Source organism: Burkholderia sp. B21-005, assembly GCF_020843965.1.
Lineage (GTDB): Bacteria > Pseudomonadota > Gammaproteobacteria > Burkholderiales > Burkholderiaceae > Burkholderia > Burkholderia ambifaria.
On sequence record NZ_CP086302.1, the window covers coordinates 295640 to 312575 of the forward strand.

Annotated in this window: 16 protein-coding genes and 1 pseudogene; 15 read left to right on the top strand and 2 right to left on the bottom strand. The window is 64.4% G+C overall.

Features of this window, described 5'->3' with window-relative positions:
• Nucleotides 1-28 precede the first annotated feature (28 nt).
• The 14 genes from LMA02_RS17720 to LMA02_RS17785 all read left to right on the top strand — a co-directional run bounded on the left by LMA02_RS17720 (nt 29) and on the right by LMA02_RS17785 (nt 12041).
• Complete coding sequence (locus tag LMA02_RS17720; RefSeq protein ID WP_228908944.1) at nt 29-988, top strand: acyl-CoA desaturase; 960 nt, start codon at nt 29-31, stop codon at nt 986-988.
• A gap of 26 nt (nt 989-1014) precedes the next feature.
• Nucleotides 1015-1998 carry an acyl-CoA desaturase gene (locus tag LMA02_RS17725; protein ID WP_228908945.1) on the top strand — a complete coding sequence of 328 codons (984 nt, stop codon included), beginning with the start codon at nt 1015-1017 and terminating at the stop codon, nt 1996-1998.
• A gap of 55 nt (nt 1999-2053) precedes the next feature.
• Nucleotides 2054-2374 carry an acyl carrier protein gene (locus LMA02_RS17730; RefSeq protein ID WP_228908946.1) on the top strand — a complete coding sequence of 107 codons (321 nt, stop codon included), beginning with the start codon at nt 2054-2056 and terminating at the stop codon, nt 2372-2374.
• 12 nt (nt 2375-2386) lie between these two features.
• The gene (locus LMA02_RS17735) at nt 2387-3484 is read left to right on the top strand and encodes a fatty acid desaturase (RefSeq protein WP_006749605.1); all 1098 of its coding nucleotides are present in this window, start codon (nt 2387-2389) and stop codon (nt 3482-3484) included.
• Entirely contained in the window at nt 3484-4407 is a 924-nt protein-coding gene (locus LMA02_RS17740) for an alpha/beta fold hydrolase (protein WP_228908947.1), read from the top strand. Before LMA02_RS17735 ends, LMA02_RS17740 begins: the two co-directional genes overlap by 1 nt.
• On the top strand, nt 4404-4589 hold the full coding sequence (locus LMA02_RS17745) for a rubredoxin (RefSeq protein ID WP_006749607.1): 186 nt from the start codon (nt 4404-4406) through the stop codon (nt 4587-4589). Before LMA02_RS17740 ends, LMA02_RS17745 begins: the two co-directional genes overlap by 4 nt.
• 165 nt (nt 4590-4754) lie before the next feature.
• Nucleotides 4755-5939 (top strand): thiolase family protein, encoded by a 1185-nt coding sequence (locus LMA02_RS17750; protein ID WP_228908948.1) that lies wholly within the window; start codon nt 4755-4757, stop codon nt 5937-5939.
• Between the two features lie 61 nt (nt 5940-6000).
• Complete coding sequence (locus LMA02_RS17755) at nt 6001-6189, top strand: hypothetical protein (protein WP_228908949.1); 189 nt, start codon at nt 6001-6003, stop codon at nt 6187-6189.
• A gap of 408 nt (nt 6190-6597) precedes the next feature.
• Nucleotides 6598-7797, top strand: coding sequence for a PLP-dependent aminotransferase family protein (locus LMA02_RS17760; RefSeq protein WP_228908950.1), 1200 nt, complete (start codon nt 6598-6600; stop codon nt 7795-7797).
• Between the two features lie 12 nt (nt 7798-7809).
• A complete protein-coding gene (locus LMA02_RS17765; protein WP_228908951.1) occupies nt 7810-7998 on the top strand; it encodes a hypothetical protein in 189 nt (62 codons plus the stop codon).
• A gap of 106 nt (nt 7999-8104) precedes the next feature.
• Nucleotides 8105-8701 carry a pyridoxamine 5'-phosphate oxidase family protein gene (locus LMA02_RS17770; protein ID WP_228908952.1) on the top strand — a complete coding sequence of 199 codons (597 nt, stop codon included), beginning with the start codon at nt 8105-8107 and terminating at the stop codon, nt 8699-8701.
• Nucleotides 8702-8874: 173 nt separating this feature from the next.
• A complete protein-coding gene (locus tag LMA02_RS17775; RefSeq protein WP_228908953.1) occupies nt 8875-10152 on the top strand; it encodes an epoxide hydrolase family protein in 1278 nt (425 codons plus the stop codon).
• A 312-nt stretch (nt 10153-10464) separates the two neighbouring features.
• Nucleotides 10465-11505, top strand: coding sequence for an alpha/beta fold hydrolase (locus tag LMA02_RS17780; protein ID WP_228908954.1), 1041 nt, complete (start codon nt 10465-10467; stop codon nt 11503-11505).
• Entirely contained in the window at nt 11505-12041 is a 537-nt protein-coding gene (locus tag LMA02_RS17785; protein ID WP_228908955.1) for a cytochrome P460 family protein, read from the top strand. The genes LMA02_RS17780 and LMA02_RS17785 overlap by 1 nt, the downstream gene beginning before the upstream one ends.
• A gap of 184 nt (nt 12042-12225) precedes the next feature.
• Here LMA02_RS17785 and LMA02_RS17790 read toward each other — a convergent pair.
• Nucleotides 12226-13564: pseudogene (locus tag LMA02_RS17790) on the bottom strand (virulence factor).
• Nucleotides 13565-13698: 134 nt separating this feature from the next.
• Nucleotides 13699-16011, bottom strand: a complete 2313-nt coding sequence (locus tag LMA02_RS17795) for a hypothetical protein (RefSeq protein WP_228908956.1) — start codon at nt 16009-16011, stop codon at nt 13699-13701.
• Nucleotides 16012-16573: 562 nt separating this feature from the next.
• On the opposite strand from LMA02_RS17795, the gene LMA02_RS17800 reads away from it, so the two are divergent.
• Nucleotides 16574-16930 (top strand): DUF4148 domain-containing protein, encoded by a 357-nt coding sequence (locus LMA02_RS17800; protein ID WP_212084122.1) that lies wholly within the window; start codon nt 16574-16576, stop codon nt 16928-16930.
• Nucleotides 16931-16936: the final 6 nt, after the last annotated feature.

Below are 16936 nucleotides of genomic sequence, written 5' to 3' on the forward strand. Positions count from 1 at the left end.
TTGACGCTGTCTTTCTTCGGAGCCAGTCATGGCTGAAGCGGATTCTTTGTCTTCGCGAACACCGGCGGCCGCCCGTGAGGCGCAAGCCGATACCGACGTGCGCGCACGCCGGCTCGCTTATCTGACCGTGGGTATTCCCGCGCTCGGTTTCGTACTGGCGATTGCCTACACGTGGATATATGGGTTGCGCGCAACCGACTTCGTGCTGTTGGCGGTGATGTATTTCTCGACCGCGATCGGCGTCGAAACCGGCATGCACCGGTATTTCTCGCACCGATCGTTCAAGGGGCGGCCGGTCGTTACCGTGATGCTGGGCGTGCTCGGCAGCATGGCCGCCCAGGGGCCGATCCTGTTCTGGGCCGCCACGCACCGGATGCATCATGCGTTCACCGATCAGGACGGCGATCCGCATTCGCCGCGCCCGCGCGCGAACCGGCACGGCAAGCTCAGTCGATTCGCGGGCCTTTGGCACGGCCACGTGGGCTGGCTATTCACCGTGCGCCGCGAGAACTGGAGCACGTATGCCGCAGACCTGCTGCGCGACCGTCTGATCGTCAATCTCAATCTGCGCTACGGGTGGTGGGTGCTGCTCGGCCTTGCGATTCCCGCGCTCGCGGGCGCGTTGCTCGCGCCCGCCGGGCAGAGCTTGCTCGGGGCCGTCGGCGGCTTCCTGTGGGGCGGACTTGCGCGGATATTCCTGCTCGATCAGTCGACCTGGGCCGTCAATTCGCTGTGCCACACGATCGGCACCCGTCCGCACGCGACGCGCGACCATAGCCGCAACCTGGGCCTGCTCGCGATCGTTTCGGTGGGCGGCGCATGGCACAACAACCATCACGCGCAGCCGGCGTTCGCCAACAACGATCACGCGTTCTGGCAGATCGATCCGTCCGCCTGGCTCATCCGCCTGCTCGACGCGCTGGGACTTGTCACGGAGGTGCGCTATGCGCCGAAGCGCCGCGCGGCGTTCTCCTCAACTTCGCCGTAATCCTCTATTAGCGTTTGGAGAATCCTATGAATTCGTCGATTCAGGTTGCCCCCGGCGTGACTGCCGCCGGCGGGCTGTCGGCCCCTGACGGCCAGATCCCCGGCGTTTCGCCGCTAAAAGGCAGTGGTGCGCGCGTCAAACGCTACACCGCCCTGGCCGTCATGCTGGTGCCGCTTGCCGGGTTCGCGCTGGCGGTGCGTCAACTCGTGCTGGGCGACTTTGCCGTCACCGACCTGGTGTTGTTCGCGGTGTTCTATTTTCTGCACATGGGCGGGATCACGATGGGCTTCCATCGGTATCTTGCGCACAAGACGTTCCGGACCTCGAAGTGGTTCGAAGGAATCCTGCTGATCTGTGGCTCGATGGCCGCGCAAGGGCCGGTCATGTTCTGGGTGACGACGCATCGCCGTCATCACCTGTACAGCGACCAGAAGGGCGATCCGCATTCGCCGAACCTGGGCGGCGCGGGCCTGCTCGCGAAGCTGCGCGGCCTCTGGTATGCGCACATGCCGTGGATGCTGGCCCCAGACGTGTCGGGGTGGACGTTCTTCGCGCCCGATGTATTGCGCGATCGCCGCCTGTTTTTCTATCACCGCACCTATGTCTGGTGGATCGTGCTCGGCCTGGTGCTGCCCGCGGCGATCGGAGGCGCGATCGGCGGTTCCTGGCACGGCGCGTGGAACGGCCTGCTGTTCGGTGGCTTCGCACGGATTTTCCTGGCCAATCAGGCTGCCTGGTGCGTCGGTTCGGTTTGCCACATGTTCGGTGGACGGCCCTTCAAGACCGATGACAACAGCGCGAACAACTGGACGGTCGCCATCCTCACGTTTGGCGAAGGTCTGCAGAACAACCATCACGCGTTCCCCGCGTCGTATCGCCATTCGGTGAAGTGGTACGAGCCGGATCTCAGTGCGTGGGTGCTCTGGACGCTCGGCAAGGCGGGTGTCGTCTGGGACCTGCGCTTGCCGGGGCCGGCCGCGATCCGCAAGTTGGCCAAGCAACCGTATTGAAGAAAGTTGCCTTCATGAAGCTGTTCATCTCCCTCGTATAGAAGGATTATTCATCATGTCTCAAGCTGGAATTCTGGGTGGCCTGTTCGGCCGCAAGAAAGCGGTGGCCGCCGACGTCGGCCCCCTGACGGAAGCGTCGATCCGCAGCTGGCTGGTCGATCGGCTCGCGAAGCAGCTGAAGATGGAGCGGGCTGCCATCGATCCCGCCAAACGCTTTGACGAGTATGGGCTCGATTCGATCGTTGCCGTGCAGGTGTCGGGCGATCTCGAGAAAGTCGTCGAGCAGCGGCTGTCCCCGGCGCTGCTGTTCGAACACAACAGCATCGACGAGCTGGCGCGCCACCTCTCGACCGAGCTCGGTCTGCAGGCTGCGTAAGCGGAGATCGACATGGCGAACACCTACACTGTTCCGAGCGCGCCGCCGGCGCGTTTCGACGAATTCCTGCAGAAATCGAAGGCGCTCGAGGGCGTGCGGCTGACCGATGCGATTCCAAAGTCGCTGTACGAGCCGCGTGCGTGGCGTGGCGTTCTCGGCTTCGTGGTGAGCTATGCGGCGTACATCGGCGCGCTCGTCGGTATCGCGTATGCGCCGCACTGGCTGTTCTACGTTCCGCTGTGGCTGCTCGCGGGCCTGGGCGGCTGGGGGCTGCATTGCATCGCGCACGATTGCGGGCACAACTCGTTCTCCCGCTCCCGGTGGTTCAACCTGACGATCGGGCATCTATCGCTGCTGCCGCTGCTGTATCCGTTCCATGCGTGGCGCCACACGCATAACCTGCACCACGCGAACACCAACAACCTCGAGCTCGACACCGACTGGCGGCCGATTCCCGCGCCGCTTTACGATCGCATGCCGCTCCTCAAGCGCCTCGAGTACGCAGGTACCCGCAAGTGGCTGTTCTGGGCAGGTACGTTGAGCTACTGGAAGGAATCGGGCTTCCGTCCCGGCTTCTATCCGAAGCGCGAGATGCGGCGCGACGTGAAGCGCTCGATCGGCTTCGTGCTGATCGTCGCGATGCTCTATTTCCCTGCGCTGATCTACTTTACCGGCGTCACGGGCCTGTTCCTGTACTTCGTCGTGCCGTGGCTCATGATCCACGCGTGGTTCAGCGCCACGACGCTGATGCACCACACGTCGGACGACATCCCGTTTCTGCCGTCGCAGCACTGGACGCCGAACGCAAGTCGCCTGCTTGTGACGACGGACTACCGGTATCCGAAGTGGCTGCACTTCATGACCCATAACATTTCGGTGCATACGGCGCACCACGTCGCGCCGATCGTGCCGTTCTACAACCTTCCGAAGGCACAGGCGGCGCTCAAGGCAGCGTTCCCGGGAATGATTCGCGAAAAGGATTTCACGTTCGGCGATCTGTGGCACGTGATCCGCCACTGCCACTTCTACGACACCGAGTCAGGCTATTACCGGACCCTGTCCCGGGAGGCCGTGGCCGTCGGCGCGCGTGCGGCGACGGAGGGCCGGTGATGGCGGCCGCGAATCACACGGAAGTCTCGCCGATCACCCGGCAGACCACGAAGGCGCCTTCGTTGCGCGTGCGGCTCGGCCGTCACGCATTCCGGATGCTGAACACGTTCGCGCCGCGCATTGCCGGACGGCGCGCGGCCGATGCGTTCGGCTATACGCGTGGCTACGGGCTGCCCGTCAGCGATCGCATACCCCTCGGCGCGACGGTGACGTCCATCGAGGGCAACGAGGACATCGACCGGGCGTATTACTGGGCGGGCGGCACGGCGCGGGTGCTGCTCGTGCACGGCTGGGGCACCGATAGCAGCAGCATGCTGAGCTTCGTCAAGCCGATGAAGACGCTGGGCTTTTCGGTGGCGGCATTCGACGCGCCCGCGCATGGTCTGTCGCCGGGCAAGCATACGACGATGACGCAGTTCACGCGGGCGACGGGCGCGGCGCTGGATGCGATCGAAGGCGCGCAAGTGGTGATTGCACATTCGCTCGGCTCGATCGCGACGATCTCGGCGCTGGCGGAGCGGTCGCGCCGCGCGTCGTTGCGCTGCATCGTGCTGATCGCGCCGACGAGCGCGCTGACCGAGGTACTGGAGCGCTGGGCGAACCGCGACATGGCGTTGCCGCGCCCGGTGATCGAGCGCATCTATGCGGAGCTGCAATGCCGCAATGGCGTGCCGGTCAGTCATTGGGACATTCTGGCGCGCGGCGCGTCGCTCGATGTGCCGGTGCTGGTCGTGCACGACCCGGCCGATCCCGTGGTGCCGTACTGCGAGGCGCAGCGGGTGGTGGCGGGCCTGCCGCAGGCGACATTGTGGCCGGCGCCGGGCACGGGTCACGGGCGGATCTTGTCGGATGCGAGGGTACGCGAGCAGGTGCGCGAATTCGTGAAGCGACAAATGTCGAATCTTGGAGAGTTGGCGGGATGAGCACGACAGCGGTGGAGATGCGCACGTTGATGTGTCTGGTGTGCGGCTGGATTTACTCGGAAGAAAAAGGTGCGCCTGAAGACGGCATTGCGCCGGGCACGCGTTGGGAAGACATTCCGGCCAAATGGAAGTGTCCCGAGTGCGGCGTCGGCAAGGAGGATTTCGAAATGATATCGATTTGACCCAACGGAGGGGGCGCGCTGCGCCCCCGATCCTGTGCCCGCAAGCACGAGATGCGGGTTCACGAGCGTGCCGGGCATGCGAAGCATGCATCCCCCCGGCAGGCAACGCGCGACGATGCGGTGGCATTGCTTCAGGCGAAACTGAACGTTGAATGGAGTGTTGAAATGGTTGCTCGACAAGTAGTGATCTGCAGTCCGGTAAGAACGCCCATCGGGGCGTTTGGTGGCACGTTGACGAACGTCGCCGCGACGACGCTCGGCGCAATCGCGGTGCGCGAAGCGGTGCGCCGCAGCAAGGTCGATCCGGCGGCGTTGGCTTCGGTCGTGATGGGCAACGTCATTCAGGCTGGAAACAAGATGAATCCCGCGCGCCAGGCAGCCGTCGGCGGCGGCATTCCGGTGGAGGTGCCTGCGCTGACCGTGAATCGCGTCTGTGGCTCGGGCGCTCAGGCCATCGTGAATGCGGCCCACGAAATCTGGCTCGGATTCGGCGAGGTCGCGGTGGCGGGCGGTATGGAAAACATGGACCGTGCGCCGTATCTGCTGCATAGCGGTCGGTGGGGCCAGCGCATGGGCAATACCGAGATCGTCGACAGCATGCTCGGGGACGGTCTCGTCGACGCGTTTTCCGGCCGGCATTCCGGATGGCATACGGAAGACCTCGTGTCGAAGGTTGGCATGACGCGCGAGCAGCAGGACCGTTGGGCGGAACGTTCGCAACGGCGCTTCGTGCAGGCTCAAGAGCGCGGGGCGTTCGACGCCGAGCTTGTGGCGGTCGATATCGAGGGGCGCAAGCAACCCGTCCGATTCGAGCGCGACGAGCAGCCGCGGCCGGACACGACGATCGAGTCGCTTGCCCGATTGAAACCCGCGTTCCGGTCTGACGGCACCATCACCGCAGGCAATGCACCGGGATTGAACAGCGGTGCGGCGGCGATGGTCGTGGCCGAGCGGCAGTATGCCGAGGCGCGTGGAATCGAGCCGATCGCGACGCTCGTGTCGTACGGCGTGGGTGCGGTCGAGCCAGGCATGTTCGGACTGGGGCCCGTGCCGGCAGTCAGGATGGCGCTCGCGCGTGCCGGATGGTCGTTGAACGACGTGGAGCGTTTCGAGATCAACGAGGCCTTTGCCGCCGTGCCGATCGCGGTCATTCAGGAGCTCGGCATCGACGAAGAGCGGGTGAACGTCGAAGGCGGCGCGATCGCGCACGGTCACGCCATCGGTGCGACCGGTGCGGTCTTGACGACCCGTCTCGCGCATTCGATGCGCCGTGATGGCATCAAACGCGGCATGGTGACCTTGTGCATTGGCGGCGGCCAAGGTATCGCCCTCGCCCTGGAGGCCGTCTGACGGCGTCCTGATCGCGACGGGAGCCGGCAACGTCCCGACCATCAGCAATCACGGAGAAGACATGGACCAGCGTTCAGCACTGGAAGACCTGTGTGCCCCTGCCGCGGGTGGGCACACGACGATGCAGACGGAGCTCGCGCGCAAGTGGTTGACCCACTTCGGCGCCGACCGCGTGCAGGACCTCGACCTCGGCATGCTGGAGGCAATTGCCGGCTACGTCAGGAAGGGCATATCTCCTCCGGGCGAATAGCGCGCGATTCACGTGCGTCCATTGCGTGTCCAGTGCGCGTGACCGGCCCGGCCAAGGCGCAAGCGCGGCGCGGCTTGCGCTTGGTCTGGCTCGGTCCGATCGCACGCAGGCGCGTCGCCCGGCGTCATCGCGTTGATGGCGTCGCGGGGCTGTAACGGCGCGAATGCCGGGGTCGCGATGGGCCTCGCGCATTCGCGGCGTGTGCCGGTGGGACGGCCGTGGACGAAACGCGGCTGTTCCTCAATTAATGACCAAACCGCAAGACCTAGTGCATAGATATCGTTTGCGGCAGCGTTAATGACTATCGACAATCGTGGCTCGAATTCCCGCCCCTTGCGCCAGAAGCGCCTTGGGCGGGCGGCACCTGTCGGCTATCCCGGCCGTCCGTGCCATCCAGCTCACGACGACATGTACGCGTTTACGCCCTCATTCCAGAATCCTGCCGGTTCGCCGATCCGCGAGCTGTTCAAGTACCTCTCCGAGCCGGGGATGATTTCGTTCGCGGGCGGCTATCCGGCCAGCGACCTGTTCGACGTCGACGGCCTGAACACGGCCGCCGAACGCGCTTACGCGCAGCCGGTGCGCTGCCTGCAATACGGCCCGACCGACGGCCTTGCCGAACTGAAGCAGCAACTGATTGCGTTGATGGCGCGCCGTAACGTCGCGTGCACGCCGGCCGAACTGCTCGTCACGACCGGCTCGCAGCAGGGCCTCGACCTGCTGCTGCGCGTGATGGTCGCGCCGGGCGACGTCGTGCTGACGGAGCAGCCGGCTTATCCGGCGACGCTGTCGGCGATGCGCCTGCAGCAGGCGCGCATCGTCACGATCCCGGTCGACGGTGAAGGCCTCGACGTCGACCGCCTCGCGTCGCAACTCGCGTCCGGCGCGATCGCGCAGCCGAAACTGCTCTACACCGTCCCGACCTTCGCGAACCCGACCGGCGCGACGCTCACGCGCGAACGCCGGCTGAAGCTGCTGCGTCTCGCGGTGCAATACCGTTTCCTGATCGTCGAGGACGATCCCTACGGCGACCTGCGTTTCGCGGGCGAACCGGTGCCGTCGATGCTCGCGCTCGCGAACGAAGTCGAAGGCGCGCGCGACTGGATCGTGCATTTCGCGAGCCTGTCGAAAATCGTCGCGCCGGGGCTGCGCGTGGGCTGGACGATCGCGCCCGCCGAGATCGCGCGACGCTGCGTGATCGCGAAGCAGACGGTCGACCTGTGCAGCACGCCGTGGACGCAAGCCACCGCCGCCGAGTATCTCGCCGACGGCGCGCTCGAACGCCATCTGCCGCGCATCACGGCGGCCTACCAGCGCAAATGCGACGCGATGTGCGACGCGCTGCGCGCCGGTTTCGGCGATGCGATCACGTTCCATCGCCCCGAAGGCGGGATGTTCGTGTGGGCGCGGATCGGCGCGGTGTCGTCGGACGTGCTGCTGCAACAGGCGATCGCGAACAAGGTCGTCTTCGTGCCGGGCAAGGCGTTCTTCGCGGACAACGTCGACGCCGCATCGTTGCGGCTGTCGTTCGCCGCGCCCGACGTCGACGCGATCCGGGAAGGCGTGGCGCGCCTGGTGCGCGCATATGGTGCGGCGCTGGCCGCGTGAGGAGACACACCCATGAGCATCATCATCAACGACACCGCATGGCTGGATGAAGCGCCGGGCAGGGCCGATATCCGTCCCGTCGAGCACAAGTCGTCGCAGATCGGCGCGGGGCCGCAATACGTCGCGGACGTGCTCGGCCGCTTCGGCGCGGATTCGACCGACACGGGCGACGCCGCACCGGTCGTCCTCGGCTATAACTGAACCGCGCGGCGGCGGGTTTGCAACGAAAGCCATGCGGGCACCGCGAGCTGCGCCGCCGAAACGGTTAAGCTAGCGCGACCGAATCCCGCAAGATAGTCGCGCCATCATGTCCGATCCCGCTTCCGAATCGCTCCCGCAAACCTACGACCGTCTCTGGTCGTGCCTCGAGTCCGGCGTCGGCACGCAGCGCTCGCCGTTCACGATGGTGCAGGCCGCGACGCTCGGCCTGGACGGCGCGCCGAAGGTGCGTACGATCGTGTTGCGGCAAGTGAGCCGAGCCGATCGTCTGCTGGCGTTCCATACGGATGCGCGCTCGGAGAAGGTGGCGGAGTTGCGCCGCGATCCTCGCATCGCCGTCGTCGCTAATGATCTCGACGGGCTCGTGCAGATCCGCGCGGAAGGCGTTGCGTCGATCTGCGACGACGAAGTGCAACGGCGCGCGATCTGGCAATCGAGCCGCCCACATACGTTGCTGCTGTATCGCGCACCGTTGCGTCCGGGCACGCCGATCGAGTCGCCTGAAGAGGCGCACATCACGCCAAGCCCGGGCGAGGCTCCCATCGACGACGGCTATCGGAACTTCTGCCTCGTCCACGTCACGGTGACGCGCATCGACTGGCTCGAACTTGCCCGCGGTGGTCATCGCCGCGCGGTATTCGACGTGAACGACGACGGCTACGCAGGCCGCTGGATCGCCCCCTGACGTCGACGTTCGTACGCCTGCTACAAACGCGTACAAATCAGACACATCCCGGATACATCAGACCTTTCAAATGGGTGACCGCCGCGTGACCGCCGCGCGCCCAAATGAAAGCAAAGGCGCGCCCGGGCGCGCGGCATGTTCACTTTCAACCTCACGAAAGGAGATGCCGAGCGATGTCTTCCACACCGTTTTCCCCGATGCGTCGGCACCTGCTGGCCACGTCCGTGGCCGCGGGTGTATCCGCGATGCTGCCCACCGCGCTGCATGCGGCAACCGGCGACACCGGCATACGCCCGTTCACCGCCCATATCCCCGATGACGCACTGGTCGACCTGCGCCGCCGCATCACCGCGACCCGCTGGCCGGGCCGCGAGACCGTCGCCGACGAATCGCAGGGCGTGCGGCTCGCGCGCATGCAAGCGCTGCTGCGCTACTGGGGCACCGACTACGACTGGCGCAAGGGCGAGGCGCGCCTGAATGGCTTCCCGATGTTCATCACGGAAATCGACGGGCTCGACATTCACTTCATCCACGTCCGGTCGCGGCACGCGAATGCGATGCCGATGATCATGACGCACGGCTGGCCCGGTTCGGTCTTCGAGCTGGTGAAGGCGATCGGTCCGCTGACCGACCCGACCGCGCACGGTGCGAGCGCCGACGATGCGTTCCACGTCGTCGTGCCGTCGCTGCCGGGCTTCGGTTTCTCGGGCCGCCCGACGAAGACGGGCTGGGGCTCGGACCACATCGCCCGCGCATGGGGCGAGCTGATGGCGCGCCTCGGCTATACGCGCTTCGTGTCGCAGGGCGGCGACTGCGGCTCGGTGATCTCGCACCGGATGGCGATGCAGCGCGTGCAGGGCCTGGCCGGGATTCACGTGAACATGCCGGCGACGGTGCCGCCGGACATCGCGACGCTGCTCCAGATCGACGCGCCGGCCCCGACGTCGCTGTCGCCGAAGGAGAAGGCCGCGTACGAGAAGCTCGCGACGTTCTATCGCGACAACTGCGGCTACTCGGCGATGATGGTCACGCGTCCGCAGACGGTCGGCTACGCGCTCGCCGATTCGCCGTCGGGGCAGGCCGCGTGGATGTACGACAAGATCTCGCAGTGGACCTACAGCGGCGGCGTACCCGAACGCTCGATTCCGCGTGACGAGATTCTCGACGACATTTCGTTGTACTGGCTGACCAACACGGCGACGTCCTCCGCGCAGATCTACTGGGAGGATCACTCGAACAACTTCAACGCGGTGGACATCTCGCTGCCGGCCGCGATCACGGTGTTTCCCGGCGAGATCTATCAGGCGCCGCGCAGCTGGGCCGAGCGCAGCTACCACAACCTGATCTACTTCAACGAAGTCGACAAGGGCGGCCATTTCGCGGCATGGGAAGAGCCGGAACTGTTCGCACGCGAAGTGCGTGCCGGGTTCCGGCCGTTGCGTCGCGCGTAAGCGCGGCTCGACAGGCGCGCGCGGGCCGGTTGCGATGCCGACCTGCGTCCGTCGCCGCATCGGTGCATGGGGGCGCGTGTGTTGCGCGGCCCCCGAAACGCACCGCCTCGCGGGCGTTTTTTGAATCGCTCTGTGTCGTATCCGAACACAGATACGTTGGGATACAAAGCGTCCGGATGGTTCGGATATAAATCCGGTGAAGCGATTCACACGGCGGCGCGAAGCGATGCGCGGCCGGCGTGAACGGCGATACCGGAGCGCCCGCACTTGCCGTGGGCTCCTTACTTAGCGATCGACAATGGAGAACGAGTCATGCCTGATACCGTGAATAGCCGCCGCCGCCTGATCCTGGGTACGACAATCGCAAGCCTGAGCCTCGCCGACCTCGGCTTCGGCTCGCTGGCGCACGCGCAGTCCGCGCCCGATGCCCCGACGAGCCGCGCGGCCGGCGCGGCGTCGCTCGGCACCATCCACCAGATCGATGCGGGCGTGCTGAACGTCGGGTATGCGGACCTCGGGCCGAAGAACGGCCCCGTCGTGTTCCTGCTGCACGGCTGGCCGTACGACATCTACAGCTACGCGGACGTCGCGCCGCTGCTCACGGCGGCCGGCTATCGCGTGATCGTGCCGTACCTGCGCGGCTACGGATCGACGACGTTCCGCTCCGCCGACACGCTGCGCAACGGCCAGCAGGCGGTGACGGCCGTCGACATCGTCGCGCTGATGGATGCGCTGAAGATCGACCATGCGGTGTTCGGCGGCTACGACTGGGGTGCACGCACGGCCGACGTCATCGCGGCGCTGTGGCCGCAGCGCGTGAAGGGGCTGGTGTCGGTGAGCGGCTATCTGATCGGCAGCCAGCAGGCGAACAGCAAGCCGCTGCCGCCGCAGGCCGAACTCCAGTGGTGGTATCAGTTCTACTTCTCGACCGAGCGCGGCGCGCTCGGCTATGCGGAGAACCTCGATGCGTTCAACAAGCTGATCTGGCGGCTCGCGTCGCCGAAGTGGCAGTTCTCCGACGAGACCTATGCGCGCAGCGCCGCATCGTTCCAGAATCCCGACCACGTGGCGGTCGTGATCCACAACTATCGCTGGCGCCTCGGTCTCGCGAAGGGCGAAGCGAAATACGACGACATCGAGCGGCGGCTCGCGGCCGGCCCGGTCATCACCGTGCCGACGATCACGATGGAAGGCGATGCGAACGGCGCACCGCATCCGGCCCCGGCCGCGTATGCGAAGAAGTTCACCGGCAAGTACCAGCACCGCACGATCACCGGCGGCATCGGCCACAACCTGCCGCAGGAAGCGCCGCAGGCGTTCGCCGATGCGATCCTGCAAGTGGAGCATCTGTGATGCGGGCGCGTACTGGTGTTGTGCGTCACGGCGCGCGCCGTGCGCTCGTCGCGGGCGCGTTGCTGGCCGGCGCGTTGTCGGCGAGCGGCCCGGCCGCGTTCGCGGAGCAGCCGAAGCCGGCCGCGTCGCCGATCTACGGCGTGACGATCCCGCCCGGCTACCGGAAGTGGGAAATGGTCGCGCCGGCCGAGGAAGCGGCGCCGCTCGACGAATTGCGCGTGGTGCTCGGCAATCCCGTCGCGATGCGTGCGCTCGAAAAGTCGACGCTGCCGTTTCCGGACGGCACGATCCTCGTGAAGCTTGCGTACAAGCGCAAGCAATCGGACGAGTTCCCGCCGGCGACCGTGCCGGGCCAGGCGACCACCGTGCAGGTGATGGTGAAGGATTCGCGTCGCTATGCGTCGACGGGCGGCTGGGGTTTTGGGCGCTTCATCAACGGCGTGCCGGCCGATATCGGTCAGCATCAGACGTGCTTTGCGTGTCACCAGGCGCGCGTGAAGAATCACGACTTCGTGTTCACGCGGTTGGCGCCTTGATGGGCGTGTGTACGTCAGGAGGCACGCTTCATTGCCGTGCCATCGTCGGCGGGAATTTGAGTGGAACTACGCCGAGCCGGGTTGGACCCGACCGCCTGGATGATTCCTCGCGTTCAGGTCGTTCCGCTTGATGACGCGGCGGCGCGAACCCGGCTGCACGGATCGCGCCGCTGAGTCGCTTGCATCACCACGAATAGCCTTGCATCCCGTAATCGGTATCGTATCGGCGGCCCCACCATGGCAGGTAGGCGTTATTTCCGCCGCGGGCGCGGAACCAGTCCTGATTCGGATCGATCGGCGTGAGCTTGGACGGCGGCCTGACGACGACCGCGACGGGGTGTTCAGCGTCGGTCGTGCCGGCGACCAACGCGTTGCCGCCGAAGTGGTTGATCCGGCCGATCGCCAGCGCGACGTCGGTCAATGCGCTGCCGGTTCCCATGTCGCCGAGCAGTCCGGCGGTGTTGAAGGTCTGCTTCTGGTGATCGTATTCCGGAAGTGTTTCGGTCAACGTCCGTGCGAGTGAAACAAGGCGTGCCGACGCTTCATCGCTGCCTTTACCCGCGTCGTGGAAGATGTACTGGAGGTCGGTGGACGCGACACCTGCATTGCGCGCGGCTTCGTCGATCGTGGCTTTCCACGCTTGCACGGCGCGCATCGTGCCGACCTTCGGCGCGAATGCTTTCGTGTCGCCGGCCGCGGCCTTGCCGATCCAGGCGAGTGGTTCGCGCTCGGTGTTGAAGTTGGGGCCGGCGAGGAACAACACGACAAGGTTTTCGTTGATCTGGGCGTCCGTGGGCGGGAAGTTCGGGGCATCCCAGTTCATTGCCCACGCGGTCTTGTCGGGGTTTGCCTGCAAGTAGTCCAACGCGTTGTTCAGTGATGTGAAGCCGGCGTTCGCGCCGCCTTGCGTGATCTGAATATCGGGGGGCGTGTCGCGGCTCCAAAGAGACTTAGGGGATGGCGGGCCGATTTCGAAAAAATTCATCATCCGATCGCCCATGCGCGACCGGGCAAAGGTCGGATCAAGTCGGGGCGGAATGGCAGCTTCGACGTGCATGCCAGCGAGTTCGCGCCAATCACTTTGCTGCTCGGAACCTACTGTGTAGAAATACTTCGCGTTGCTGAAATAGCGCGCGCAGCAGTAGGATGAATTTATCGATGTACTTGGCGTAGAAGCCCTTGAACGATTCTTCTCCCTCGTTGCCGTATGCGATGCCAGCTACCGATTGCAGCGTGGCAAAAGACTTTGGGTCCGTGCGGACCATATCGTCATTCTTGTTGGGCGCCGCAAGTCCCTGTGCCCACAACAATTGCCATTCGGTCGGGTAGTCCATACGTTGCAACGGATTCAACCACATCAGGCCGACAACCTGCGCGACGAACGGCTTGGCCGGCTCGTCGACTGATGACGATGAATTCTCTAACGCGTTGACAGGTGCGGCATGTACCGAGCGTGCGATGGCCGTGGTGAACAGGAACACCATGAGCGCAGCCAGGCTCGGTACGACTAAGAATCGTTTCATCCAATCTCCTATCTCCAAATGTGCCGGGTCGGGTTGTCCGACGTGCGCCATCAGAGAGGCCATGAGCACGGTGGTAATGAGCCAAATCGAAACGGCGATGGCGACGCGTCGCGGCCATGTAGCGATCAGCGTCTTCATACGACACTCCCGGCCTTCAAATAGAGTGGACCTTCACGTTCATCCACGATCGCGGTCGGCATCGTTCCTTCGCCGTTCTCGGCGTGTACCCATTGGTGGAGAGGCATACGATCGAGGGTGCCCGATGCAAAATAGTCGGTATACGTCTTGTTCGGATCATTCAAAGGAGCCCCGTCCCCCATCCGCCAATCCGCCTCAATGCGCAGCGATTTAAGTTGCTTGTCCGTCAGGTAGCACAAGCCCACCGCAACGTCATACGCAAGCGCCTTCTCGGCATGCTCCGGATTGGTCATCGTCGTAGAGTGGTTGGTCGGGCTATTGGTCGCACCACGATCGAGCCAGTCGACGATCTGCTTGTCGCGCCATTCCTTGTAGCCCTCGGGCATCGCGCTTTTGCCGTCCTCGCCGATCACGTGCCCGTCGCGATCGAGCCATTCCGTATTCAGCGTTCGACGCGCTTCCATGCGCATCAACGCGCGATCTTCATAGCGCTGTCCGGCTTCCGTTTCCGCTGTACCTTGCGCGACGCTATCCGCGTTCTTTGCGTTGTACTGGTCGTACGGATCATCGGCCCGCTTGTCCGCATCGGCTTTGCTCGCGTCGCGCCATGCGGCTGGTGGATCGTTGCCTTCGTTGAAGTCGCTGACTGCGTCGCCATCCATCGTTTCAACGGGCTTGCCGAATCGCAGCGCCGTCGGCGAAAAAGGCTCGTCAAGGGCCGGCGCATCCGCCACCACCGTCCAGCCTTTCGGCGGATCGGCGTTCACACGCAGCATGTTCAACGCCGAGCTGATTCCGGTCACGACGAACATCAGGGGCGCTGTTACGAGCGTAGCGGCCACGCCCAAGACAGACTCATTGCCCTTCAGCGCACCGATCAGATTGAATTTGGCGGGTGGCGATGGCGGATACCAGAAGCCTGGTTTCGTTCCTTGCTTGCCATGCCGCCAATCGTCTTCCCAATATCGGTAGGGTTTCTGCACGCCGATCGGGAAACCCGATGCGAACACCCGCTGCGCCAGGATGCCTGCGGCACCGATATCGTCGAGTTCGTGTTTGCTGATCCCGCGCCAGCCGATGCCTTGCACCGTCACCGCTGAAATCACCTGATCGTGCGGACAGCAATACGCGGAGACGCGCCCATACGTCGACCCATTCAAGCCATGCCGCGCGCGATCCTCTTGCGCTGCATACGACCTGTTGCTCGTGGGCGATACCCGCTCGTTTGCCATGTCCTCATCGATCTTGCTTGCCAGCAACTCGCGCTCCCTGCGAGCGCCGATGATCGATAGAAACGTGCCGAATGTCTTCGTGCGCGCGGCGTAGGTCTGCCTTCCGCGCTGACCGCTCGCGTCCTTCGTCGCGCGTTGCGACCATGAATCCATGAACGTGTCGGATTTGTGCGGGCCGTCCGCATTCGCGAGGCTATACGGCGCATTCGCCAGTACGTAGGCATCTGCCACGCAATGTCCGGTGCGTCCCCACGGATCTTCGACATCGGGGAAGGCGTCGCCAAAGAACGCTGCTGTCAGTCCCACGATGTTGCCCTGGCTATGACACACGACGGTAATCGGTACATCAGCCTGCATGCGGCGAATCGACTCGATCAGCCTGGCCAGTCGCAACGCAGCAAGCACGCCATACGCGCGAGGCGGCGCGCGGTACAGCGGCCGATTGGTCGGGTTGATGCCTTGCACAGTCATCCAACCCATCGTTCGATCATCCAGGCCGCCGTGCCAGAGATCGGGCAGGCTTGCACAGCCGTTCGTGAACGGACCGCCGCCCCAATAGTCCTTCTCGTTCAGGAAGATTTTGTCGCCGTATTCCTTCAGTTCGGCCGCGGTCGCCCGATAGCCCCATCGGAAATGAATGACAGGCGAAAACGACGGCTCGGGTTTGATGTAGTCACCGGACCAAAGCTTCGGATTCAAGAACCCATCCGGCGTCACGCTCTCCGTGTACTTCGCGGGCGTCAGCTGCCCCGCGTCGATGCCGTGATACATCATCTGATCGTCCAGACGCCCGAGCCTGCGATTCATCCCTTTGCACAGCCCGTGCTCCGCTGCATCGAACCATTCGCCCTCCGAGTTCACGCCGTGCACGAAGATCACGATGCCGGGCAACGGCAATTGCTTGATGCAGATCAGCGGCGTGTTCTTTACAAACCTCGTCACGCCTTCGCCGCGGCCGACCACGATCGGCGGCGGTGCCGGACGCGATGCGGCCACGTTCAGCGGAGCGACTGTTGCCGCGGGTTCGTCGTTGCGAGCATGTGCCACCGGTCGCGGATCGAGAAGTAAATCGGCCATCCAAACTCCTGAACATCTCAAACACCGTCCCCGTTATCGGACGTACGAAACGAATCGATAAGTATCCGAATCAATGGAGAACTGAAACGAGGCCGCAAGCATATCGAATCGGTGTGAGTAGAAAGCACGGATGCCGGAAAATGCGCGCCGAGCGCGATGGCGACGAACGAAAATTGTCAGAATGTGTTTCCGAGTGGAAATCCGTCGCATGGCTTCATCACGCAAAGAGCGCCGCGAGCGCGGCGCTGCCTTCACTCCGTAGCGACTGCGAGGCCCGTCATCCGGCGAGGCAGCCGTTTGACGCACCGCGTACAACATTTTGTCTGTATCTTTCAACGATTAATTCGCTGTTGTCCGTGCTTGCGTGGCGAAACCGACGAGTTTGTATCGCACTGTATCTATCGCCGCTCCGGAAACATCGGATTGCACTGAAACCATGGTTCGGAAACATGCCGGATACGTGAGCGGGTTCTACTGTCGACATGCAGGAAACGTTCGATGCCAGCCATCTGGATCGGATGCCGAATGATCGACACACCCATTTCCTTCCAGGAGAACACTCATGAAAGTCGCTCGAATCCTCGCTGTTGCCGTCCTCGCTTCGATCCCCGCATTGTCTTTCGCCGATACCGGCCACGGCCTCACGCGTGCCGATGTGCGCGCCGATCTCGTCCGGCTCGAGAAGGCCGGCTACAGCCCGGCCAGCGGCGAAGCCAATTACCCGGACGATATCGCTGCCGCGGAGAACGCCGTCGCCGCGCAGCAGGTCGCGCGCTCGGACCAGAACGGTCCGTCGAAGTCGCAGGGCGACAACGTCGCCGCGGCGTCGGTGCCGGCCGCCCGCTACGCCTCGGCCGATACGGGCGCTGCCCGCGACGGACGCTCGGGTGCCGCCGACGGCCTGTACGCGCATTCGTGATCCGCT